General features: G+C 72.2%; 16 protein-coding genes and 1 pseudogene. 10 read left to right on the top strand and 7 right to left on the bottom strand.

The window, feature by feature from the left end:
• Positions 1 to 248: 248 nt before the first annotated feature.
• Positions 249 to 1,352 carry a hypothetical protein gene (locus WME83_RS50175; RefSeq protein WP_437316811.1) on the bottom strand — a complete coding sequence of 368 codons (1,104 nt, stop codon included), beginning with the start codon at positions 1,350 to 1,352 and terminating at the stop codon, positions 249 to 251.
• A gap of 1,063 nt (positions 1,353 to 2,415) precedes the next feature.
• On the opposite strand from WME83_RS50175, the gene WME83_RS50170 reads away from it, so the two are divergent.
• From WME83_RS50170 to WME83_RS50150, 5 genes and pseudogenes are all read left to right on the top strand, one after another.
• Entirely contained in the window at positions 2,416 to 3,009 is a 594-nt protein-coding gene (locus tag WME83_RS50170) for a helix-turn-helix domain-containing protein (protein WP_437316810.1), read from the top strand.
• A gap of 395 nt (positions 3,010 to 3,404) precedes the next feature.
• Entirely contained in the window at positions 3,405 to 4,370 is a 966-nt protein-coding gene (locus tag WME83_RS50165) for an endo alpha-1,4 polygalactosaminidase (protein WP_437316809.1), read from the top strand.
• 425 nt (positions 4,371 to 4,795) lie between these two features.
• The gene (locus tag WME83_RS50160) at positions 4,796 to 5,683 is read left to right on the top strand and encodes an ABC transporter substrate-binding protein (RefSeq protein WP_437316808.1); all 888 of its coding nucleotides are present in this window, start codon (positions 4,796 to 4,798) and stop codon (positions 5,681 to 5,683) included.
• A gap of 7 nt (positions 5,684 to 5,690) precedes the next feature.
• Complete coding sequence (locus WME83_RS50155) at positions 5,691 to 7,193, top strand: sugar ABC transporter ATP-binding protein (RefSeq protein ID WP_437316807.1); 1,503 nt, start codon at positions 5,691 to 5,693, stop codon at positions 7,191 to 7,193.
• A 107-nt stretch (positions 7,194 to 7,300) separates the two neighbouring features.
• Positions 7,301 to 8,017: pseudogene (locus tag WME83_RS50150) on the top strand (ABC transporter permease); the annotation flags it as partial.
• A 46-nt stretch (positions 8,018 to 8,063) separates the two neighbouring features.
• Here the strand turns inward: WME83_RS50150 and WME83_RS50145 are convergent.
• Positions 8,064 to 9,416 carry an ADP-ribosylglycohydrolase family protein gene (locus WME83_RS50145; protein ID WP_437316806.1) on the bottom strand — a complete coding sequence of 451 codons (1,353 nt, stop codon included), beginning with the start codon at positions 9,414 to 9,416 and terminating at the stop codon, positions 8,064 to 8,066.
• Between the two features lie 114 nt (positions 9,417 to 9,530).
• On the opposite strand from WME83_RS50145, the gene WME83_RS50140 reads away from it, so the two are divergent.
• From WME83_RS50140 to WME83_RS50125, 4 genes are all read left to right on the top strand, one after another.
• Positions 9,531 to 12,302, top strand: a complete 2,772-nt coding sequence (locus tag WME83_RS50140) for a DUF2961 domain-containing protein (RefSeq protein WP_437316805.1) — start codon at positions 9,531 to 9,533, stop codon at positions 12,300 to 12,302.
• Between the two features lie 204 nt (positions 12,303 to 12,506).
• Positions 12,507 to 13,883: a hypothetical protein gene (locus WME83_RS50135; protein WP_437316804.1), complete on the top strand. Its 1,377-nt coding sequence runs from the start codon at positions 12,507 to 12,509 to the stop codon at positions 13,881 to 13,883.
• A gap of 10 nt (positions 13,884 to 13,893) precedes the next feature.
• On the top strand, positions 13,894 to 15,198 hold the full coding sequence (locus tag WME83_RS50130) for a hypothetical protein (protein ID WP_437316803.1): 1,305 nt from the start codon (positions 13,894 to 13,896) through the stop codon (positions 15,196 to 15,198).
• Between the two features lie 89 nt (positions 15,199 to 15,287).
• Positions 15,288 to 15,965: a glutathione S-transferase family protein gene (locus WME83_RS50125; RefSeq protein ID WP_437316802.1), complete on the top strand. Its 678-nt coding sequence runs from the start codon at positions 15,288 to 15,290 to the stop codon at positions 15,963 to 15,965.
• On the opposite strand, the gene WME83_RS50120 is transcribed toward WME83_RS50125, so the two are convergent.
• From WME83_RS50120 to WME83_RS50105, 4 genes are all read right to left on the bottom strand, one after another.
• Positions 15,950 to 17,593 (bottom strand): 5'-nucleotidase C-terminal domain-containing protein, encoded by a 1,644-nt coding sequence (locus WME83_RS50120; protein WP_437316801.1) that lies wholly within the window; start codon positions 17,591 to 17,593, stop codon positions 15,950 to 15,952. The two genes, WME83_RS50125 and WME83_RS50120, sit on opposite strands and share 16 nt — an antisense overlap.
• A 103-nt stretch (positions 17,594 to 17,696) precedes the next feature.
• Positions 17,697 to 18,194 (bottom strand): GNAT family N-acetyltransferase, encoded by a 498-nt coding sequence (locus WME83_RS50115; RefSeq protein WP_437316800.1) that lies wholly within the window; start codon positions 18,192 to 18,194, stop codon positions 17,697 to 17,699.
• A 126-nt stretch (positions 18,195 to 18,320) separates the two neighbouring features.
• On the bottom strand, positions 18,321 to 18,824 hold the full coding sequence (locus WME83_RS50110) for an SRPBCC family protein (RefSeq protein WP_437316799.1): 504 nt from the start codon (positions 18,822 to 18,824) through the stop codon (positions 18,321 to 18,323).
• Positions 18,821 to 19,198 (bottom strand): ArsR/SmtB family transcription factor, encoded by a 378-nt coding sequence (locus WME83_RS50105; RefSeq protein WP_437316798.1) that lies wholly within the window; start codon positions 19,196 to 19,198, stop codon positions 18,821 to 18,823. The genes WME83_RS50110 and WME83_RS50105 overlap by 4 nt, the downstream gene beginning before the upstream one ends.
• Before the next feature lie 336 nt (positions 19,199 to 19,534).
• Between WME83_RS50105 and WME83_RS50100 the strand changes: the two genes are divergently transcribed.
• Complete coding sequence (locus tag WME83_RS50100; RefSeq protein WP_437322137.1) at positions 19,535 to 22,312, top strand: hypothetical protein; 2,778 nt, start codon at positions 19,535 to 19,537, stop codon at positions 22,310 to 22,312.
• Between the two features lie 54 nt (positions 22,313 to 22,366).
• On the opposite strand, the gene WME83_RS50095 is transcribed toward WME83_RS50100, so the two are convergent.
• A complete protein-coding gene (locus WME83_RS50095; protein WP_437316797.1) occupies positions 22,367 to 23,872 on the bottom strand; it encodes a PAS domain-containing protein in 1,506 nt (501 codons plus the stop codon).
• Positions 23,873 to 24,193: the final 321 nt, after the last annotated feature.

Raw genomic sequence — 24,193 nt, 5'->3', positions numbered from 1 at the left:
GCGAGCGCAACCGAGGCGAGCACCCCCATCCACCACGGCATCCGCATTCCGCGACGCTGGGCTCACTCCGATTCCGCGTCAATACCGGCCAGGCCCATACCGGAAGCGCGCGATTACAACACGGAAACTTTACAGGAGGCACGGAGCGCGACGCGCCCGTCCAGCGCTGGTGGCTGCACACCGCCCCGAGACCGGCAAAACGAGGGCGGGTATCTGGCTCAGGGGGCGGCGTCGAGCGGCGCGCTGCCTCAGTTCGTCTCCAGCTCGCAGACCGGGAAGCCGTCCTCGTCCAGCTCGCAGCTCGTGCCGTCAGAGCACGGAAAGATCTCGATCCCCCTCCGCGGCGAACAGAACCGCGTGGCGGACACGCCTTCCTCGGTGACGACGCAGTCGCCGACCTCGGGCATGAACGAGCAATCGTAGGGCGTGGAGTTCGGCCGGAACCAGCAGAGCGGACGTGCGCCGGGCCCTTCCGCGCAGGCGGCGTACGCGGCGTCCGCCTCCACCGTGGGATCGATCTCGACCAGGCGCGCGTACGGCGGGACCAGGCCGGGGATGTCGGTGCCAGGGTTTCGCACCTGGCACAGGGCGCCGGCGAAGATGGTGTCCACGCGGCACTGATCTCCCATGTTGTTGACGTTGGTGCCCGTCACGACCCTCGTCGAGGGCGTGTCGGTCGACGCCTGCGCCCCGCCGAGCCAGACCCCGAAGTCGTTGGCGACCGCCGCGATGCGGTAGCAGAGATCGCGCTCCGCGTCGCCGGCCCAGACGCCGTCGCAGCGGGCCTTGGTCGCCGCCGACACCCGCGTCCGGTACGCGCTGTTCGCGTCGATGTCATCGCCCCACATCCGGGGCAGGCAGTCCTTCGATGCGAAGTAGTCGGACTGGCCCTCGGAGGCGCTCACCGTGCCGAACTGGCCTTGCTCGAGCCCCTCGACCTGGGTGCGCTGCGGCGGGCCGTCCTTGAACGGGAAGCCGCCGAGCGCGTGGCCCACCTCGTGGCAGCCGATGAACGTCGCGAGGTCGCGCGTGAGGCCGGGACGAAAGAGGTCGGACCCCACGAGGATGCTCCAGGTGCGGTCCGCGGCGAACTCGATGCGCGTCAACGAGCCCGTGACGCGCACGGTGAGCTGCGCCCCGTGGGCCTGCGCTTCAGGGGCATAGGCTGCCGCGACGCCTTCGATGAGGAGCTTCGCGTCCGCCTCGGACACCGGCTCATCGCCGGCCAGCGGCATGTCCGACGCCTCGACCCCATCCGGATCCTGTCCCAGGGCAGCAGCAGGGGGGCTCGAGCACCCGAGGATGGCGCTCGTGGCCGTCGCCACCGCGAGGAGGGCTTTTGCGCTTCGCATACCAACAACGACCATGATGCTCCTTTCGCCGCGCGTGCAGCGCGGAACGGTGCGCGCCGACGGCGGCTCGCGTGCCGCGGCTGTCCGCGGATGAGCCCGCGTCTCCCTAGGATTCCGAGTCGATTCGGTGCCCCGAAATGAAGCCGCCCGCGGCGTCATTCCCCCTGCGCGAGGCGCGGAGCGCCTCGATGAGAAGAATGGCCGCCGGCGGGCTCGCCCCTGGAGGTCCAGCTGGGCACTGCGTCGCTGCTCGGCTGTCCTGTGGATGCCGGCGCCCTCGGTCGTCCTTCGCTCGAACCGCACGGGACGGCGTCGTTTTCCTGCTGTGCCGACCGGCGGTTCGACGCGCCGCGGCGCACCTCGGAATACCCAGCACTCCGGCTCGCGCCTGCTGGCCTGGTTCCACCCACCAGGAGTCCGGCCAGGATCCGGCGAGAGATTTCAACGCAAAGGCGCAAAGGCGCAAAAGAAAATTTATTATGTGTCTTTTTGCGCCTTTGCGACTTTGCGACTTTGCGACTTTGCGTTAAAATTCTCTTCGCTCGCGAGGCAGATCCCTGGGGGGATTGCCCCGCGGAGACGAACCCCTCTGGCCTGCTCGGCGATGGCATCTTTGGAGACTGCGTGTGCCATACCGTGCTCCTTTCCATCGCTCTCGACGAGAGACCACACGATGGCGGGCTACCGGCCCCGACGGTCGGCCGATGCCGCCCTGGTAGCCACGGAGCCCGGAAGCTACGCGACGTCCGCCGGCCCGCCCGAACGCGCGAGGGTTGGGTGGGCGAGCGGCGGACGGCGGCCAAGTGCCCGCCTGCACCGACACACCTCCCCGCCGGTCACGGTCCGCCCCGCGGCGAGCCTCGCCGAGACCTCGCCGATGCGCCGAAACCCTGGCCCAGGCGCCGCCGGATGCACTCGGTTCATCTCCAACTTGACAGGTGAACAGTACTGCGCAAAGTTCGACCGGGTAGGCCCGCGCTCGCCCCCCCTTCGAAGCGAGGAGATGACAATGCCCATCATCGGACGACAGTGCACACGCGATGGCAGGACGGTCTGCCTTCGGATGAGTCAAGCCGATCTGCCGGTCAACCTCGAGGGGCCGGGGCTCACGGTCGTTTACGGGTGGTCGAGCGAGGAGCGCCGCGCGAAGGGGCTCCCGGCGTCGATCCAGGGCATCGAATTCCGCACCGACTCGGGCAAGCTCCTCGTGTTCGACCACTGCCCGTTCTGCGGCGGGGAGCTCGCGGGGAGCGCGACGAGCGTCCGGGCCACCGTGGCACGACGCGCCGCGTCGGAAGGCGCCCGTGCCGAGCCGCCGCCGGTGGCGGCCGAGCGCACACGGCGGGAGGTGCGTGCGATCGAGGTCGCGCCGCCTCGCGCGCCGAGCGCACCGACGCCGAGCGCACCGACGCCGAGCGCACCGGCGCGCGAGCAGGCGGCGACGGGCTCGACGTCGCTGAAGGAGCTTCGCGAGAAGCTCGGGCTCTCGCAGGCCGAGCTCGGCGGCAAGCTCGGCCTCGCGCGCAGCTCGGTCGCCAACTACGAAAACGGACGGTCGCCGCTCTCGCAGCGGCTCCGCAAGTGGATCGCGAAGCACGAAGCGAAGCTCACCGAAGGGGGAAACGGCGCAGGCCGCCGCGGGAGCGCGGCCGCGTAGAACGCTCGCCATCGACCGGTGTTGCTGGCGGGATGTCGGACCCGCGGTGCTAGCCGGAGCCGGTCCCCTCGCGGCCCGGCCCCTGCCGCGGAGCCGCCGCGAGCCCGTCCGCGCCAGCGCGTGAACGACGCGGCTCGCCAGCGTGCCGTGGACCGCGGCCGAGCTCGGGATCGACTCCATCTCGTTTCACCACCTGGATCCATCGCCCGTTCCAGCAGACCGCGGCGATCAGCGTGAGCCGTCCTTCTTGCTTGTCCGGCTCGCTGCGCTTTCTGTGGTTCCCTCGCTGCGCCACCTGGGTGAAGCTCCAGGAGCGAGGCATCACGATGCCGGGTGGGCGTCGAGGCGCACACCCCGGAGCGATCGAGCTCCGGAGCGATGAGAGGAGCGCCATCATGCATCGATCGTGGCCTGCGGTGGCCCCGTGGTTGATTCCCATCCTTGCGGCAATGCACGTCGCATGCGGCGACGCCGGCGCAGACCCTGGCGGACCAGGCGGCGAGGGCGGAGACGCGCGCGGCGGCGCGAGCTCGCCAGCCCCGGCGGCCACCTCCTCGACGTCAGCCGCCGGCGGGGGCCCCGACCTCTGGATCCCGGCGCTCGACACGCCGTGGCACTGGATGATCGACCACCCCCTGGACCTCGACGACCCCAAGGACATGGGCCTCGTCGATCCCACCGGCGCGCCGCTCGATCTGCCGCCTCCCGTGGTCTACGACCTCGACTGGGAGTTCACGCCGGCAGAGACGGTCGCCGCGCTCCACGCGAGGGGCGCCAAGGTGATCTGCTATGTCGACGTCGGCGCGTTCGAGGACTATCGGTCGGACGCCGGCGACTTCCCGGAGTCGGTCAAAGGCGAACCGGACTACCACTGGGAGGGCTCGTTCTGGCTCGATATCCGGCAGATCGACGTCCTCGGGCCGATCATGCAGGCCCGGTTCCAGACCTGCAAGGACAAGGGCTTCGACGCCATCGAGCCCGACGAGGTCGACGGGTACGCCAATGAATCCGGGTTCCCGCTCACCTACGAGGACCAGATCGCCTACAACCGGTTCATCGCGGAGCTCGCGCACGGGATGGGCATGTCCGTCGGGCTCAAGGGCGACATCGACCAGGCCGAGGACCTGTGGCCGTACTTCGACTGGACGCTGAACGAGCAGTGCTTCGAGTTCGAGGAGTGCGAGATCCTCGTCGATACCTTCGTGGCGAACGGCAAGGCCGTGTTCCACGTGGAGTACGACGATCCGTTCTCGGGGCACATGACCGACAGGTCGCTCTTCTGCGAGCAGACGAACGCGTGGAACTTCAACAGCATGGAGATGCCGCTCGACCTCGACGGCGGCCGGTGGCCCTGCCGGTGATCTCCGGGCCTCGCGCGCGATCTGCCCCGCGTCGACGCGCTGGCAGCCGCCTCTCGTCCACTCCTCACGCAACCGGATGTGCCCGGGTGCTTCTAGCTCAGACAGTCCGGCTACGGCCCACCTCCTCGACGAGGTCGGGATTCTCTTGAGCACGAAGCGCGTTCCCTCGAACCGCCTTCATTTCTCACCGGCCGGCCGCATCATTGGACGAAGCTCCTGCGGCCAGTTTCATATCGCCAACGTGATCTCCAGCGCGAGCGCGCCTGCGATCTGTCGACTATCCTCTCGCACCGATGAACGCCAGGTTCCTCGCGTGCGTTTTCGCGATCACCGCTCTCACTGCATGTTCGAAGACCTCGCAAGATACGACGTCGACGGACGCAGGCGCAGCGCCCAAGAGCGGCGCGCGCCTCCGCATCGCCGTCGTGCCGAAGGGGACGACGCACGAGTTCTGGAAGAGCGTGCACGCGGGCGCGGTGAAGGCGTCGCGAGAGCTCGACGTCGACATCGTATGGAAGGGGCCGCTCAGGGAAGACGACCTCAAGGGGCAAATCGATGTGGTCTCGAGCTTCGTCGCGCAGGGCGTGTCCGGCATCGTGCTCGCGCCGCTGAACGGCGCGGCGCTGAGGTCGCCGGTGCGCGCGGCGGCGCAGGCGAAGATCCCGGTGGTCGTGTTCGACTCCGACCTCGCCGGCGACGAGCACGTGAGCTTCGTCGCGACCGACAACCACGGCGCCGGCAAGCTCGCGGGAGAGCACCTCGCCAAGGCGATCGGCGGGAAGGGCAACGTCCTCGTGCTCCGCTACCAGGAGGGCTCGGCGAGCACGCAGGGCCGCGAGCAGGGCTTCCTCGACGCGCTGCGCGCGATGCCCGACATCACGCTCGCGAGCGAGAACCAGTACGGCGGCGCCACCACCGAGACGGCGTTCAACAAGAGCGAGAGCCTGCTCCTCGCGCACAAGGCCGCGGACGGGGCGATCGCGGGGGTGTTCACGCCGAACGAGTCGACGACCTTCGGGATGCTGCAGGCGCTCCGCAAGACGGGCGCCGCCGACAAGGTGAAATTCGTCGGCTTCGACGCGTCGGAGAAGCTCCTCGGCGCCCTGCGCGAGGGCGACATCGAGGCGCTCGTCGTGCAGAACCCGTTCTACATGGGGTACGTCGCGGTCAAGACGATGGCGGCGCACCTCCGCGGCGAGCCGATCGAGAAGCGCATCGACACGGGCGCGCGCGTCGTCACGAAGCAGGACCTCGACGACCCGGCGGTGCAGGACATCGTGAGGCCCGACCTCGCCCGGTGGCTCGGGGAGTGAGCGGCTCGTGGTGGCAGCGCGCACGCCCCTCCTCGAGGTGACCGGCCTCGCCAAGGCGTTCGGTAACAATGCGGTGCTTCGCGGCGTCTCCCTGCACATCGCGCCCGCGAGCGTCCACGCGCTCCTCGGCGAGAACGGCGCGGGCAAGAGCACGCTGACCCGCATCCTGCTCGGCGTGGAGCGCGCCGACGCGGGCTCGCTGCGGCTCGGGGGGGCGCCGTACGCGCCGGCCTCGGCCGAAGGCGCGCGCCGCGCGGGCGTCGTCCTCGTCCCGCAGGAGCGGACGCTCTGCCCCCACCTCTCGGTCGCGGACAACGTGGTGCTCGGGATCGAGCCGGCCGCCCGCGCGCGACCCGGGATCCGCGACCGCGCGCGCGCCCGCGCCATCGCCCGGGAAGCGATCGCGCTCGTCGCCGACGGCCCGGACCGCGTGCCGCTCGACGCGCCGGCCGGGGAGCTCGGCGTCGCCGATCAGCAGCTCGTCGAGATCGCGCGGGCGCTCGCGCAAGGCGGCCTCCGCGAGGGCGGGCGGCTCGCGGCGCGGCTGCTCGTCCTCGACGAGCCGACCTCGAGCCTCGGCCACGCGGACGCCGCGCGCCTGTTCGACCGCGTCCGCGCCCTGCGGGACGCCGGCCTCGCGGTGCTGCTCGTGACGCACTTCCTCTCGGACGTGCGCGCGCACGCGGACCGCTACACGGTGCTCCGCGACGGCCGCGTCGCCGGGGAAGGCGATCCGCGCGAGACCGAGCCGGCGCAGATCGTCCACGAGATGCTCGGCCGCGCGCTCGAGGACGCCCGCGAGCGCGCGGCGTCCGAGGCGGCGCCGCCGGGCGGCGGCGAGGTGGTGCTCGAGGTCAGGGACGTCTCCGGCGTGAAGCGGCCGAGGCGCGCGTCGCTGACCCTGCGCCGGGGGGAGATCCTCGGGATCGCCGGCCTCGTCGGCTCGGGCCGGACCGAGCTCCTCCGCATCCTCGCGGGGCTCGACCCGAAGCAGGCCGGCACGGTCGCGCTGCGCGCTCCCCGCGGGGTCGGCCTCCTCAGCGAAGATCGCGGCGGGGAGGGGCTGATGCTCGGCCGCTCGATCGCCGAGAACGTCTGGCTCTCGCCGCGCGCGCCCCTCGTCGCCGCGCCGAGGGCGCTCCTCCCGGAGGCGGCGCGCTGGATCGAGGCGCTCGCGATCCGCGCGGCGGGGCCGGATCAGCGCGCCGGCGAGCTCTCGGGCGGCAACCAGCAGAAGGTCCAGCTCGCGCGCCTGCTCCGCGAGGATGTCGACGTGCTCCTCGTCGACGAGCCGACGCGCGGCATCGACGTCGCGAGCAAGGCGCAGGTGCTCTCGCTGCTCCGCGAGCTCGCGCGCGCCGGCAAGGCCATCGTGCTCGTGTCGAGCCAGCTCGACGAGCTCGTGACGACGTGCGACCGCATCGCGGTCCTCCGCCGGGGGACCCTCGAGCCGCCGCGGCCCGCGGCGTCGTGGACCGCGGCGTCGCTCCTCCTGGAGGCCTCCTCGTGAAGAAGCGCCCGCCCTGGCTCGGTCCGCTCGTCGCCCTGCTGCTCGTCTACGCGCTCTTCGCGGCGCTCACGCCCGACACCTTCCTGCGCAGCCAGAACCTGCTCACGATGGCGCGGCAGACGGTGGTGGTCGGCATCTGCGCCCTCGGCATGACCCTGGTCATCGCGACCGGCGGGATCGACCTCTCCACGGGCTCGCTCGTCGCGTTCACGACGGTCGTCCTCGCGACGCTCCTGCGCGCGGGGGTGCCGCCGCTGCCCGCGGCGCTCGCCGCCACGGCGGCGGCGGGCCTCGCCGGCGTCGTCTCCGGGACGCTCGTGGGGCGGGCGCGGATGACGCCCTTCGTCGTGACGCTGGGCACGATGAGCGCGCTCCGCGGCGCCGCGAAGGGGCTCGCGTCCGAGCAGAAGATCGACGCCGATCCGCGCGGCCTCGACGCGCTGCTCTCGGCCGACCTCGCCGCGCCCGGGCTGTGGATGACCGCGGCGCTCGCGCTCCTCGTCTTCGCCGTCCTCACCTTCACGCGCTTCGGGCGCCACGTGTTCGCGGTCGGCAGCAACGAGGCCGCGGCGCGGCTGTGCGGCATCGACACGGGGCGCGTGAAGATCGCGGTGTACACCCTGTCGAGCCTCCTCGCCGGCGTCGCGGGCGTGATGGAGTTCTCGACGCTGACGGTGGGCGACCCGACCGACTCGGTGGGCCTCGAGCTCGAGGTCATCGCGGCGGTCGTCATCGGCGGCGCGCCGCTCTCGGGCGGCGAGGGGAGCGTCGCCGGGAGCGTGATCGGCGCGCTGCTCATCACGGTCATCCGGACCGGCGGCGTCCACCTCGGGCTGCCGAGCTGGGTGCAGGAGATCGCGACGGGCGCGATCATCGTGGCCGCGGTGGCCGTCGATCGGGTGCGCCGCGCGCGCGGGGCCCGCGCGGCCGCGGGCTGTGAGCCTGCGCCGCGAGATCCACCAGCGCGACCATCCTCCGCGCCATCGCCGTGAAGGTGTCCTCGGCCTCGCGGTCGTCCGGCAGCCGGTCCGGCAGGGTCGGGCGCGTGCGGTGGATACGATAACGCTCGGCGAGCCGCGCCCCCGGGAAGGCGCGGTGCAGCTCCTCCATGCCGCCGATGAGCGCCACGAGCGCGCCCATCGTCGCCGTGCCGTTGTCGGAGTCCCACCCGGACAGGGTGCCGATCTGGACGGTGCGCCGGAAGCTCCCCCCGCCGAACAGGAGGGCCATCGTCCCGGTCGCCAGGTTGATCGCGGACTCCGTGAACCCTCGATAGACGAAGCCGTGCGCCCGTGCCTGCTCCTGATAGCGATGCGCGATGGCGTCGCGGACGCTCTCCCAATCCTCCGGATCGTCCGCCGATAGATACGCCGAGAGCACGAAATCGATGACATCGGCGGCCTTCGACGCATCCGGCAGGTAGCTCCTGGCCTCGCGGACGATGCGCACGATCTCCTCGCGCCGCGGCTTCTCCGGATCGACGGTCGACGCGAGCGAGAAGAGGAGGACATAGAATTGCGCGGCGTGCGCGGCGTGACCGCGCGCCGTGGTCCGGATGGGGAGGTCGGCCATCCGCAGCGCGAGCTCCGGCATGCCGGGCGCGAGGGCGCCGAAGATCTCCGTGGTGAGCTGCGCGTCGATGTGGAGCGCGTCCGGGTTGAGCGCCGGGTGGCTCGTCCTGGGGGGCAGCACGCCTCGCTCCAGGAGGTCGCGCGCCCTCCGGTTGGAGACCCAGATGAAATCGTTGATGTGCGCTCGCCACCCGTCCCGGATCGCCTCGGGAGACAGGAAGAGCGTCCGCGCCTCGGTCATGAGGTGCAAGTAGACATATTCGATATCGGTGTCGTCATCGGCCGGGCAGGGGTCGAGCAGCACGAAGTCGATCCGCGCCCCATCGCGGCCCTGGGGTGTCCCCCAGTCTGCGTCGGTGAAGAAGGGGCGCTCGATGCGCACGCCCTCCGTCGTCAGCCCCGTCCAGTTGGCGATGCACTCGCCGAGCCACATCGCGCGGAGCCGCTCGGCGTAGGCCGCGCGATCGAGCTGCCCGCGCGCCCTGGCGGAGATTCCCGGAAGGTCGCGTTGCTCCACGGGGCCTGCCGGCGCGCCGCCCGCGCCCGCGAGCGGCGGGATGGAAAGGAGCGCGAGCAGCAGGCCGCGCCAGCGCGCAGAAGGCGCGATGCGGCATGTTCCTTCGAGGAGGCGCGGGCCGCCACGGGTGCGCATGAATCACTCCTTGAATGCGCGCCCGGAGCGTCGCGCCTGGTTTCGCCTCGCGTTAATGCAAGCGAGGTGCCGAGCCCGCTCCCCCGGCGCGACTCTCCCCCTTAGGTTGTGCTCATGAATCTCGGGCAGCACATCGCGCGCGCCGCGGGCGCACGCCTGGACACCCTCGTCTCCCGCGCGGGCCGCCATCTCCTCGGCGGGGCCCTCGCCGTCACGCCGGGCGCCGCGTCCATCGCTCCGGTGCTGGAGGATCTGCTCTCCTTTCACCCCGGGTGGATATCCCGGAGCGTGACCACCCACGACCCCGCGGGCGGCAACAACGATGGATATCGCGCCGGCGTCGCGCAGGAGGGGGAGCACCGGGTCCTGTTCCATGCCCGCGGCGAGGGGAGAATCACGCGGATATGGATGACCGCCCCACGCGCGGAGCTCGACAAGCCGGACCAGGAGATCTGGATCGAGATCGACGGGCGCACGGCCTTCCGCGGCTCACCCCACGACTTCTTCGAGGGCCGCGGCCCCTGGAAGCCGCCGCTGGTGCTCGGCGTCGACGCGAGCTCGGGCGCATTCACCAGCTACGTCCCTTTCGCCTGGTCCAGCGAGGCCAAGGTCCGCTTCCGCGGCGTCCCCATCTATTACCAGGTCACCTACCGCGAGGGCCCCGGCGCCGCGTCGGGCCCGACGCCCGAGGAGCTCGCGGGGTTCATGACCGAGGACTGGACCGCCACCCTGCCCGCCCCGACGCACCGGCAGGCCCCGAGCCCCGGCGCGCCGCTCGTCCTGGCGATCGGCCCAGCGACGGTATCGGGCCTCGATCTCCGGATCCCCGCGGGGAGCCTGAAAGACCTGGACGTGAGGATCGGTGAGCAGCCGCCGGTGCCCGCGTCGTTCTTCTTCGGCCTGGCCAGCACGGGCGCCGAGGCCGACGGCGGGTGGACCACGTTCCGGAGCGCGCTGCACGCCGCCCGGGCGCCCGACGCCGCGGGGTTCGGCAGGCTCGCGACGCGCCTGCCCATTCCGCTCGCGGAGGGAGAGGTGCTGTCGCTCGGGGCCGCGCCCGGTGCGTCCATCGCGGGCCTCGAGGCGGCCGTCGATCTCGCGCCCGCCCGCCGCGGCGTGCGGCTCCTCGCGCAATATCGCGATCAGGTGGCCCCCGGACGCGAGACGACGATGCCCCTCTTCGAGGACGAGGGGCCGCTCCAGCTCGTCGCCCTCCTGGAGCACCTCAGCGGCGGCCGGCCCAACGACCGGACCTATCTCGAGGGGGACGAGATGATCCGGACCGACAGGATGTCGTACCCCCTGCAGATCGGGACCGGCACCGAGGATTACTTCAACGGCGGCTTCTATTTCCTGGGCGCGCACCATAACCCGTTCAGCGGCCTGCTCCGCTTCATCGTCATCCATCCCGAGAATCGCTGGCGGAACGCCCTGTTCGACCATTCCTTGTACCGCCTGCACGTGGCCGACCCCATCGTGAGCCGCTCCGGCCTGCGCTTCGGCATCGAGGCCGGCCCGACCGGCGCCTATACGCCGCTGCGGGCGCGCTCGCTGGGCCTCGCCTACGCCTTCTCGGATCCTCGGGAGATCGGCGAGAAGGAGGTCCACCTCGAAGGGAGGCGGCGCCGCGCGCGCGCGGCCTTCGACGCCGAGCGCTCGGAGCTCCGGCGGGTCTCCCGGTCGCGCGAGGGCCGCGGGATCACCCGCATCGAGGTCGACTGCCCGCCCGAGGCGCGCGGGCTCCTGCTCCTCCGCGCGTACTCCGCGGCGAAAGCCCCCCAGACGGCGCGCGTGCGGCTCGACGGGCGGGAGGTCGGCGTGATCCACGAGATGCAGGCGAACCCGGTCCGGCCGCTCGCGGAGGACGCGCTCTGGATCGATCTGCTCCCCGGCCAGTGCGGCGCAAACCAGCGCCCGGTCCTCGAGATCGACGCGCGGAGCTCCCCCGCGCCGTGGAGCGAGCGCGGCTACACGCTGCGGTTCTTCTCCGGGCCCCCCGCGCCGCAGCTGACGCAGGGCCCCGCGAGGAAGATCTTCGACGCCAACGCCCTCCGCGCGGCCCCGTCCTACGTGAACGATCATTCGATCGTCCAGCTCTCCGACGGCCGCTGGCTCCTCACGGGTATCTTCAACCACGAGCCCTACCGGCCAGACACCGAGACCGAGTTCGTCCTGGCGACGGCGGCAGCGCCCGGGCCGGCGCGCTGGGTCGAAGCGACCTCGCCGAGCTTCGCGCTGGCGCCCGAGCGCTTCTCCACCCGTGCCCTCCCCGACGAGCGCTGGATCTGGGCCCCGCACGTGGTCCGGGACCGCGACGGCGGCCTGGTGATGATCTTTCACGTGGGCACGCCCGACCCCGACCGCTCCGGCTTCCGGATCGCGCGCTCGCGCGACGGGATGACCTGGACCCGCCACGGAGGGACGCTCTTCGAGGACATCTGCGTCGCCCGCGATCCGATGCTCGTCCGGCTCGGCGATCTGTGGGTGGTTTATTATACGCGCTGCGCGTCGCGGGAATCGCGCCGGAGCGGCGTCGCTTACCGCACGTCGCTGGATCTCGTCCACTGGAGCCCGCCGGCCATGGCGCTCACGCTCGGGCCGGAGACCGCGATGAACAACAGCGGTCATACCGAGTCGCCGTTCGTGTTCGCGCGGAAGGGGTGGTTTTACCTGACGATCACGAGCTATCCCGTCGACTATGACGCCACGTTCGTCTACCGGTCTCGCTCGCCGTTCGCGTTCCCCCCGCACCCCGTCGCCCGGCTGCGCGCGCACGCGGCCGAGTGGGTCGCGGAGGGGGGCAGCTTCGAGGCGGGGCGCCTGTTCTTCACGCACGCAGGGGCCGGAAAGGGCGGCGTCTTCCTCCAGGAGCTCTTCGGCCTCTGAGCCGCGCCGCGCCGGGCAGGCCTCACCGCAAGCGACGCGGGGCGCGTCTTGCTCGCCCCGCGTCGCGTCGGCGCCGGACCGCGGGCGCACGACACCTGTCCGCCTCCCCGCGGACACCTGTCCGGACGCGGACACGCGGCCCCGCGCGCCGCCCGGCCGCGGCGGCCGATCGCTCCGGGCACGCCGTCTGCTTGAGCGCCGCGCATGATGCGTTTTCACGCTGCTTTCCTCGCCCCCGCCGCGGCGCTCGCCCTCGGATGTTCCGCCGAGACGTCATCGAGCGCCGCCGGCCCGACCTTCCACAGGGACATCGCGCCGCTGCTCCAGAAGAGCTGCCTGAGCTGCCACGCGCAGGGCGGCACCGCGCCGGTGAGCCTCGCCTCCTACGAGAACGCGAGGGCGCTCGCGCCGCTCATCGCCGAGGAGACCGAGGCGCGACGGATGCCCCCGTGGGGCGCCCTGCCGACCGACGAGTGCGCGCCCCCTCGCCCGTTCCGCGGCGACCTGCACCTCTCCCTCGACGAGATCGCCCTGCTCCGCGCGTGGAGCGACGCCGGCGCGCCCGAGGGCGACCCGGCGGACGCGCCGGCGCCCTTCGTGCCCGTCGCGACGGGCCTGTCGCGCACGGACATCGAGCTCTCGCCGCGGGAGCCGTTCGCGGCGGCGGAGGGGGCCGACAGCTTCCGCTGCTTCGTCCTCGATCCGGGGCTCACCGCGCCGGCGTGGGTCCAGGGCTACGACGTGCTGCCAGGCGACCGCGAGGTCGTGCACCACGCGCTGCTCTTCATCGACGCGAACCGCGAGAGCGAGGCGCTCGGCGGCGAGCGCGGCAGCTACCCGTGCTTCGGCGACGCGCGCCTCTCCGAGACGGCGCTGCTCGGCGCCTGGGCGCCCGGCACGCAGCCGCTCGAGCTGCCGCCGGACGTTGGCATCGCGGTGCCGGCGAACGCGCTCCTCGTGATGCAGGTCCACTACCACCCGAAGCCCGGCAAGACGCCCGCGCCCGAGGCGACCCGGGTCGCGCTCCGCCTCGCGGACGAAAAGCCGAGCCGCGCGCTCCTGAACGTGCCGCTCGGCAACGCGGAGGGCCCGTTCCGGGACGGCAACGGGCTCCTGCCCGGGCCGGGCGACCGCGGGAGCGTCGAGTTCCGGATCCCGGCCGGCGCCCGCGGGCACGTCGAGCGGATGCGGTTCGCCATCGACCTCCCGATCCCCGAGGTCGCGATCTACGGCGCCGGCGTCCACATGCACCGCGCCGGCGTCGACATGAAGGTCGAGCAGCTCCGCCCGGGCCCCGAGGGCGACGAGGCCGACCGCGCCTGCCTCGTCCAGACGCCCGCGTGGGACTACAACTGGCAGCGGCTCTACAGCTACGACGCGCCCGTCGACGACCTGCCCCGGCTGCGTTCGGGCGACGTGATCGAGCTGCGCTGCACGTACGACAACACCACCGAGAACCCGGCGCTCGCCGCGCAGCTCATCGAGGAGCGCCTGCCCGCGCCGCAGGACATCCTGCTCGGCGAGTCGACGCTCGACGAGATGTGCGTGGCGTTCCTGCCCCTCGTCCACCCGAACCCCTGAGGAGGCGCCGATGCGAACACGATCTCTTCACGCGCTCGTCGGCGCGCTCGCGCTCTCCGCCTGCTCTCCCGCGGCCGAGCCGCCGCCGTCCGGGCCCGCGGCGCCGCCGCGGGACCTCTGCCCCGAGGGCTTCGCCGACTGCGACGGCGACGCCGAGAACGGCTGCGAGGCCGCGCTCATGACGAGCGTCGAGAGCTGCGGCGCGTGCGGCGCGCGCTGCGCCGGTGGCGACGGCGCGGCGGCGCTGTGCTCGGCGGGCGCCTGCGCCCTCGCGTGCGACGCCGGGCGGGCCGACTGCGACGGCGACGCCGAGAACGGCTGCGAGGCCCGCGTCGCGGAGGACCCGCGCCACTGCGGGGCCTGCGGCGTGACCTGCGCCGACGCCTGCTGGAACGGCACCTGCGACGCCGCCGTGCTCGCCGGCGAGCTCCCGATGCCGACGTTCCTCCGGAGCGACGCGTCCGGGATCTACGGGTGCAACCAGGGCTCGGGCGACGCGCCGGACGGCAGCGTCCTGCGGCTCGATCCGGCCGACGGGAGCGCGACGGTGCTGGCCGCCGAGCTGGCGCTCCCCGGCCCCATCGCGCTCGACGACGCGGCGGTGTACTTCGCGCACGCCGGCGGCATCGCGGCCGTCCCGAAGGCCGGCGGCGAGGTGACCGAGCTCGCGCCGGACGCGCGCGGCGTCACGGCGATCGCGGTGGACGGGGGCGCGCTCTACTGGGTCGAGCCGGGGACGCCGCCCGCGTTCGACGACGGCGGGCTGTTCGCGCGCCCGGCGGGCGCCGAGCCGGGCGCGGCGAAGGTGATGCTCGCGGCCATCCCGGGCCTCGCGAACGGCGTGGCGCTCGACGCCGGCCACGTCTACGTGACCGCCAGGGGTACCGGCGCGGCGAGCGGCGCGATCTACCGGGTGGCCCGCGACGCGGCGCCGCCGAGCACGCCGGAGCAGCTGCACGGCGACCTGGCCCAGCCGCGGGCGCTCGAGGCGCGCGGCGACGCGCTCTGGCTCATCGAGGGCCGGGGGATCGCCGCCTTCTCGCCCGGGTCCCCCCTCCGCAGGGTCGTCTCGGATCTGCCGCAGCCGCCGGCGCAGCTCGCCTTCGACGGCGCGCGCGTCTTCTGGACGACCGCGCGCGAGGTCGACGGCCAGGTGCAGAGCGCGCGGCTCGACGGGAGCGGGCTCGCGACGCACGCGCGCAACCTGAGCACCCCGTGGGGCATCGCCGTCGACGGCGCGCACGTCTACTTCAGCCTCGTCTGGGACGGCGGGCCCGCGACCGGAGCGCTGGTGCGCGCGCCGAAAGGCCCGTGACCCAGGGCGCCCCCGAGAAGTTGGAGGTCCGAGCACTCCGCCGGTAGGGATCCCCGGGAACCCCGACGGGGACCACCGAAAGGACGTCGATGAAGCTGACTTACTTCCCGGTACGCGGGCTCATCGAGCCGGCGCGGCTGATGCTCGAGCTGGCGGGCGCGCGGTACGAGCTCGAGACGATCCCGATCGAGCTCTGGCAGGGACCGCAGGGCAAGCAGCGGTTTTTGCCGATCACGCCGTTCGGGCAGCTGCCGGTGCTGGAGGACGGGGCGTTCGTCCTCTGCCAATCGCAGGCGATCAGCCGCTACGTGGCCCGCAAGCTCGGCCTCTACGGCGGCACGCTCGAGGAGGCCGCCCGCGTCGACGAGGTGACCGAGGTCGCGACCGAGATGCTGCGCGACCTCGGCGTGACGTGCTTCGATCCGCGCTTCCACGAGATCCGCGCCGAGCACCGGGCGGCGATGGGCCGGAAGCTCGACCTGCTCGAGCGCTATTTCGCGCGCACGGCCGCCAGCGCGGAGCACTGGGTCCTCCCCGGCCGCTACACGCTGGCCGACGCCACGATGGCGTTCGCCCTGGAGTCGCTGTGGCCCGTGCAGCCCGGCCTCCTCGACGAGTTCCCGAAGCTCCGGCGCGCGATGACGTCGTTCTTCGCGGCGGAGGGGGTCCGCGGCTACGTGCGCGGCGAGCGGCGGTTCCGCACCTGGACCGCCCCGAGCGCCGCGTTCGGCGGGAGGCCCGAGGAGACCTATCACTGGTCGGATTGACCGCGCGACCCCGCGGCCGGCGCGGGGGCGCGCGCGCCGGCCTCGCCGCGCGTCACGAGCCTGTCCCCGTCCCGATCGAGCACCTTCAGCAGCTCGCCGACGACCACCTCGGACGGCGTCTCGGCGGTCGCCCGCGAGACGGCCGCCCTCAGCTCCTCGGCCGACACGCGGCCGTCGCGGTCGGCGTCGATCGCGTCGAAGGGCCCGAGCTGGCGCCAGAGCTCCACGGCGAACGACTCGACGAGGACGAGCTTCGGCTCACGCCCGGTGTCCGCCGGCGGCACCTCCTCCGGGTGCGCCTCGGCGAAGCGGACCAGCGGGGCGATGTCATCCATGCCGCCGAGGAGCGCCCGCGGGAGGGCGATCCGGTACGCGCGGTCGTCGACCAGCGGCAGGCCGCCGATCGCGGTCAGGACGCCTCGGTCGTCGATCGCCATCCGGTCGTCGATCTGGAGGAAGCCGGCGTGCTGGGCGGGGGCGCGCGACCGCGACGCGGCGACGGCCTCGCGCACGACGCGGCCGGGGAGGCGGACCACCACGAGCTCGTTGCTGAAGGGCACCTCGGCCTTGAGATCCCCGTAGGTGAAGCGCTCGCGGTACTCGCGGCCCCCGCGGATGCCGCCGCCGTTGAAGAGGCACCCGTCCGCCTCGAGCGCGTCCCGCATGCGCGAGCAGAGGAGCGTCCCGAGCGAGGTCTGCTGCGTCCGCGTGCCGATCGACGACAGCGCGCTCCCCGGGGGGAGCCGGAGGAGGGTGGCCGCGTCGAGGTCGCGCACGATCTGCATGTGGCGGTCCACGCGCGCGCGCATCGCCGGATCCTCGGGATAGGCGCGGACGTCCTCGAGCCGGACGGTGACCGCGGGCAGGTCGGGCCCACCGGCGGGCGGCGCCTCGGCCGGCCACACGAGGTCGATGACGGCCGCGCTCGCGGCGTCGGTGCCGGACTTGACCACCCAGCAGCCGTCCACGTCGTCGATGAGCACCTCGTGCTCGTGGCCGCCGAGGATCACGGGAAAGGGCGGGTCGCGCTGCGCCCGCGCGAGCGCGAGATCCGCGTCGCGGCTCTGGTGCGTGATCGGGATCACGCAGGCGCAGCCCTCCTCGCGGACGAGCCGTTCGGCCCAGCGGACGGCCGCCTCGTTGGCCGGCTCGATGGCGCATCCCCCGAACGCGCCCCGCCGGTACAGGCCCTCGACGTGGACGAGCAGGCCGAGGAGGCCGACCCGGACCGCGCGCCCGCCGGGGCTCGCGATCTCGAGGATCTCGTGGGTCGGCAGCGCCGGAGAGAACGAGGGCATGTTGGTGTTGAGCCACGTTCCCCGGAACTCCTGCACCCGCGCCCTGAGCTCCGGGAGCTCGATGTCGGCCTCGTGGTTGCCGAAGATGGTGTGCGAGATCGGCACCGCGTTCATGCAGTCGACCATGCCCCTGCCGTGATCGAGGCTCGAGAGGAGGCTCGGCGCGAGGAAGTCGCCGGCCAGCACGGCGATGAAGCGATCCGCCGGCCCGGCGGCGTGATGCCTCACGAGGCTCGCGAGGCGCGGGAGGTTGTCGAGCGAGTAGACGTCGTTCACGCAGACGATCCGCAGAGAGGGGCCTCTGGGCGTGCCTTGTTGGCCGGCGGTCATATCCCCTCGAAGATAGCCCAGCGCGCGGGGGTGTGCCCTCCGCGCGCACGGCGGCGCCCGAGGATCCACGGCGCTGCCGCTGTCGCCGCTCGAGCTCCGTGCGCTACGGATCCTGGCCGAGGTGCGCCTCGGCCGGCGCGAGCGGCTCGCTCTCGAACGAGAGCACCCGCCAGGGATGCGGATGGCCGGGGCGCGTCGCCTCTGTCAGCGCGCCGCCCGTGAGCCCCGCGACGACGCCGCGCCAGAACGCGAGCGCCCCCGCGTTCCCCTCGGAGACGCGCACGGTCCACTTGCCCGGAAGTCGCTGCCACAGCAGGACGGCCGCCTGGCGACCCACGCCGGAACGGCGGTATCGACGCAGGACGAAGAACTCGGCGACATCGAGGACCTCCGGGTCCGTTGCCGCCGGCGAGCCCCGCGTCGCCAGGACGAAGCCCGCGATCTGCCCGCCACATCGAACGATGAAGGCGAACCGGCGCTCCGGCTCGGACCAGTAGAGAGGGAGCTTGTCGTACCCGAAGCGCCCGTCCGGCCCCAGCTCGAGGCCGGGGAACACGTCGCTGAGGTCGTGAATGTACAGCTCGAGGAGGTTTCCCAGCAAAGGGGCATCCGATGACGCCGCCGCATCGAGCGAGACGGTTCGAGGAGCTGTCATCCAGGGCGTCCTTTCCGGGCGGGCCGTGATGGGGATGCCGGCATCGACCGGCCCCGCGCCCGCAGCGGAAGACTATTCCTGCGTGCGCGCGTCGCCCAGGTAATAATCGCGCTGCGACGGGTAATAGTCGGCGAAGCTCGGCAGCGGCTCGCCGAGCCGCGAGGCGACGAGCATGTCGAGGTAATACTCCCAGCCCGGCCCGGTATCGCCGGCGAGCGCGGGATCGGTGAGGTGCTGAATGAAGGTGAGCTCGGTGGTCTCGCCCTTCGCCGCGAGCGACAGCTCGAGCCGCCACTCGCCGTAATCGTCCTTGGCCGAGAGCGCGAGGCGATGCGGCGGCTCGCACGCGTCGATCGTCATGTCGCACCACGGCGCGCCCTTCTCGAACGCCATCTGGAGGCGCACCGTCTTGCCGGGGCCCGCCTCGCCCTCCCACGGGCCGATCCAGCGCGCCGTGCTCTCCGACGCGGTGACGCTCTGCCAGACGTCCTCGATGGGGGCGCGAAAGCTTCGTTGAATGACGAGATCGGCGCCTGTCGCCGTGCTCCGGACGCGGCCGTTGGGTCGGGGGCTCATGCTGTCTCCTTCCTTCGCTTCGTTTCGTTGTGGGACGGATTCGCGGCGGCCATGCGCCGCTGCCGGCCGACGCGGTGCACCTCGGTCTCGAGCGCGTCGAAACGGCGGTGCCACGGGCTCTCCTCGCGCAGCTCTCGCAGGAACGCCTCGAGCTCGGCGAGCGCGCCGAGATCGAGGCTGTACTCGCGCTCGCGGCCGCGCTGCACGTCGCGCACGAGGCCCGCCTCGCGCAGGACCCGCAGGTGCCGGCTGACCGCCGGGCGGCTGACCGGAAAGGCGCCGGCGATGGCGCCGGCCGAGGCGGCGCGGCCGCGCAGCATCCGCAGGATTTCTCGCCGGATTGGATCCGCCAGCGCCTGGGCAACCGCATCCATCGGACAAACGCGTAACCGATCTGTTACGCGTCGTCAAGCGGCGCGCTCGAAGCCGCCCGGCGCACCTCGAGCCGCCCGGCGCGAGCCGGCGGTGCGTGGGCGCTCCGGCGTGCGCGACGTGAGCGCCCCCGCAATGGGTGCTCACCGCCATTCGGGCAATGCATGCGCCGATCCAAAAAAGTGCCGCTCCGGAACCGGAACCAACACCGACACCAACACCGAACGAATGCGGGGCCGCGCGCATCGACAAATGCACGAAACACTTGATTCCGGAACGCCGCCGTGCGGTTCTATCCTGAGGGGATATCCCGTTCTTAACCCCGCAAGGAGGTCATGATGCGCCTACATCGTCATGCACGCTCTCCCAGTTCCCTGCTGGTCACCGCCGCCGCTTTCGCGGGCCTCGTGGCCGGGGGCCAGGCGGAGGCTGCGCCGTCCTATACGCTCTTCGAGAGCGGCCAGGTCAGGCCGCTCGCGCTCTCGCCCGACCGCACCCTGCTCCTCGCGGCCAATACGCCCGACAATCGCCTGGAGATCTTTCGCGTCACCTCGGGCGGCCTCTCCCACCTCTCGTCCGTCAGCGTGGGCCTCGAGCCCGTCGCCGTCGCCGCGCGCAGCGACCACGAGGTGTGGGTCGTCAATCACCTCTCGGACAGCGTCAGCGTCGTCGACGTGTCGTTTCCGTGGCGTCCGCGCGTCGTGCGCACCCTCCTCGTCGGCGACGAGCCGCGCGACATCGTCTTCGCGGGCCCCGGGCGCTCGCGCGCGTTCATCACCACGGCCCACCGCGGCCAGAACGCGCCGTTCGATCCGCAGCTGACGACGCCCGGGGTCGGCCGCGCGGACGTCTGGGTGTTCGACGCCGGCACGGTCGTGAACGACGCCTCGCTCGGCGGCTCGCCCCTCTCGATCCTCACCTTCTTCACCGACACCCCGCGGGCGCTCGCGGTCAGCCCGGACGGGGCCTCGGTGTACGCCGCGGGCTTCCACACCGGCAACCGCACCACCGCCGTGCACCGCGTGCTCGTGGAGGAGGGCGGCGGGCTGCCGCCGCCGCTCACCAACTTCCTCGGCGAGCCGCAGCCGTCGACGTCGCTCATCGTCCGCCACGACGGCGACCACTGGGTCGATATCGCGGGCCGCACCTGGGACGACGAGGTCATGTTCTCGCTGCCGGACAAGGACGTCTTCGTCATCGACGCCATGGCGACGCCCCCGCAGCAGCGCCCCGGCAGCGCCGGCTACTTCACCGGCGTGGGCACCATCCTCTACAACATGGTCGTCAACCCGGCGAACGGAAAGGTCTATGTCTCCAACACCGAGGCGTTCAACCTCGAGCGCTTCGAGGGCCCGGGCATCTTCGCCGGCTCGAGCGTCCGAGGGCACCTGCACGAGAGCCGGATCACCGTGCTCGGCGGCGGCTCCGCCCTGCCGCGCCACCTGAACAAGCACATCGATTACTCGACGTGCTGCGCCCCCGTGCCCAACGCGGAGAGCGAGAAGAGCCTGGCCACGCCGGTCGACATGGCGGTGACCAGCGACGGCGCGAAGCTCTACGTGGCCGCGTTCGGGTCGAGCAAGGTCGGCGTGTTCGACACCGCCCAGCTGGAGAGCGACACCTTCACGCCGAGCCTCGCGAGCCAGATCCAGGTCACGGGCGGCGGGCCGAGCGGGCTCGCGCTCGATCAGCCGCGCGGCCGGCTGTACGTGCTCACGCGCTTCGACAACTCCATCTCGATCGTCGACACGGCCACGCGCGCCGAGCTCGCGCACCTCCCGCTCCACAACCCCGAGCCGGAGAGCGTGGTCCGCGGGCGGGTGTTCCTCCATGACGCGCGCCTCTCGTCGAGCCACGGCGACTCGTCGTGCGCGAGCTGCCACGTCTTCGGCGATCTCGACAGCATCGCCTGGGACCTCGGCAACCCCGACGGGACCACGCAGCTCAACCCCGGGCCGTTCACGAGCATCAACCCGCCGTTCCCCGCCGACACCTCGCTGAAGCCCATGAAGGGGCCGATGACGACCCAGAGCCTGCGCGGGATGGCCAACCACGGTCCGATGCACTGGCGCGGCGACCGCACGGGCGGCAACGACGAGCCCACGGCGCAGCCGGACAGCGGGGCGTTCGACGAGCGCGCGGCCTTCAAGCAGTTCCAGACCGGATTCACGAACCTGCTCGGCCGGCACGCGCCCATCGCGGACGAGGACATGGAGGCGTTCACCGACTTCATCCTCCAGCTCACGTATCCGCCGAACCCGATCCGGAACCTCGACAACTCCCTCACCCCCGATCAGCAGGCCGGGCGCGATCACTTCGTCCGCGAGGGCGGCGACGGCACGTTCTCGTGCGCGACGTGCCACACGCTGGACCCCGACGGGAACGCCGCCGCCGGCGAGCCGTTCCCCGGTTTCTTCGGGTCCGACGGCTCGAGCATCGGACAGGAGAACGGCCAGAGCTTCAAGAACCCCCACCTGCGCAACCTGTACCAGAAGGTCGGTATGTTCGGCATGGCCGCGGTCCCGAGCCTCTTCCACCCGGGGGACAACGGCTTCATGGGCGACCAGATCCGCGGCTTCGGGTTCATGCACGATGGCGTGATGGACACGCTCTTCCGGTTCCACCAGGCGATCGGGTTCGAGGAGAGCGTGTTCTCGCCGAACGGCTTCCCGCTCGGCCCCTCCGGGGAGGTCCTGCGCCGGCAAGCGGTGGAGTTCATGCTCGCGTTCGACACGAACCTCGCGCCGATCGTCGGCCAGCAGGTCACGCTCGGCGCGCACAACGCGGCGGCGGCCTGGCCGCGCGTCGACCTGCTCGTCGATCGCGCCGACGCCGGGGAGTGCGACCTCGTGGCGAAGGTCCCGTTCCTCCTGGAGGAGGTCGGCCTGCTCTACGCCGGAGGTGGCCAGTTCACCACGGATCGGAGCGCGGCCCCGCCGGTCAGCGACGTCGGCCTGCGCTGGTTCTCGGTGCTCACCGGGCATCGCGTGACGTACACGTGCATGCCGCCCGGCTCGGGCCCGCGGTGCGGCGTCGATCGCGACGGCGACGGCATCCGCGACGGCGACGAGCGCGACGCCGGCACGGATCCGGCGGATCCATCGAGCCCCGGGTGAGCGGGCGGCGCGCGCCTCACCGCGCGCGCGACCCGACCGGCGCGGCGCGGGGCCTCAGCCGCGCCGCGCCGCGCCCGGCCCAAGGCGCGCCGCGCCCGAACCGAAGCGCGCCTCGCTCGACCCGCGGCGCGCCTCGCTCATGCACCAGCGGAGCGCCTCCTTCAGGCTGCGCAGCGTGCATACCTGCGAGAGATCGAAGCCGAGGCCGACCATCGTCTGCGCGACCGGCGGCCGGATCCCGGTGACCACGGCCCGGCAGCCGAGCAGCGTGAGCCCGTTCGTGATCTTGATGAGGTGCTGCGCCGTGGTCGTGTCGACCGCATCGAGCCCGGTGAGGTCGAGGACGGCGAAGGCCGCCTGCCGCTCCACGACGGCCGCGAGCAGCGACTCCATCACCATCGCCGCGCGATCGGCGTCGACCACGCCGATCAAGGGGACGATGAGCACGTCCTGCCAGACCTCGATGATCGGGCTCGACAGCCGCGCGATCGACTCCTGCTGTTGCTGGGTGAGCCGCAGCTGCTCCCGCAGCTGCTGCTCGACGCGGCGCTGCTGCGTGACATCCTCGCTGATGGCGCCGACGCCGATGATCTCGCCGAGGACGTCCTTCTGCGGGACGAACCTGGTCCGCCAGATCCTGTCCTGCCGGACCTGCTCGGTGTGCGCGATCTCCCCGGAGAGGGCGCGCTGGAACGCCTCGCGCACGTCGGGCGAGCTGCCGCAGAGCTCGACCATGTGCTTGCCGACGCCGTTTCGCTCCACGGCGTCGACCTGCGCGAGCGCGCCGCCCTGCGCCACCATGCAGATGCCGTCCTTGTCGAACGCCCAGATGATGATGGGCATGCTGTCGATGCACGTGCGGAGCAGCTCCGCCTGCGCGGCGAGGGTCACGTGGTCGGCCAGGTTGATACCGAACGTCTGGACGCCGTCGACCTCGCCGTCGTCGCCGCGGTGGGGCGCGTAGTGCACGATCCAGTGCACGCCGTCGGCCACGGTGTCCGTGCGGATCGTCTCGCCGGCGAGCACGCGCCTGCACAGCTCGAGGACCTGCGAGCCCTCGCCGTAGAGATCGCGCATGCTCATTCCGACGATCTGGCCAGGCTTGATCCCGAAGTGCGCGAGCCCGTTGCCATCGGAGACCTGGAGGATGCCCGCCTTGTCGGAGGCCCAGATCACCGCGTCCATGGTCTGGAACACGTCGACGAGGATGCGCGCCTGCGTCTCCCACACCTCGCGATCGGGCTTCACGGCGGCCCAGAGCGCCGTGTCGTCGGCGCGCCACAGGGTCCAGTGCATCGGCGTGACCTTGCCGCGGGCGTCCACGAGGCGCGCCGTCGCGGAGGTGCTGCCCGCGGCGGCGCGCGCGGCCGCCATCCGCGCCGACAGCTCGCCGCGATCGCCCTCATGGACGCGCTCGAGGAGCAGCCCGGGAGGGCCGACGCGCTGCTCCCAGGCGGGGCTGCAGGCGATCACCTCCCCCGTGCCGGAGAGCAGCGCCATCGGCGTGGGCGTGCCGTTCAGCAGCGTCGTCGACGAGAGCGAGGCGAGCCTGTTGTCCATCGGTTCCTTGCAAGACGGCCAGACGTGGCGATTCCCGGCGCGCCTCCGCAAGCCTCTCGCGATGGGGGAACAACCGAGCGCCAATCGAGACGAGCGCCGATCGCCGTCGAGACACCAGGTGCGAACAGGTAGGAGACACCCGTGAATACCTTGGTGCTGGAACGGTCGAGCCTAGCGGCAAGCGAGCCGAGAGACGGTGATACCATTTGATAGCGCGCGGGCGCCAGATCCATCGCTATGAGGCGCGGTCAACCCGGGTGGTGCCCGCCCCGCTCCTGGAGCGCGGCGGAAGGTGGGAGATCGTTGAGAGGTTCTCCTCGC

It is taken from the genome of Sorangium sp. So ce385, assembly GCF_051474135.1.
GTDB lineage: Bacteria > Myxococcota_A > Polyangia > Polyangiales > Polyangiaceae > Sorangium > Sorangium cellulosum_D.
The sequence above is the reverse complement of the archived record's forward strand: the minus strand, read 5'-3'. Positions and strand labels throughout refer to the sequence as shown.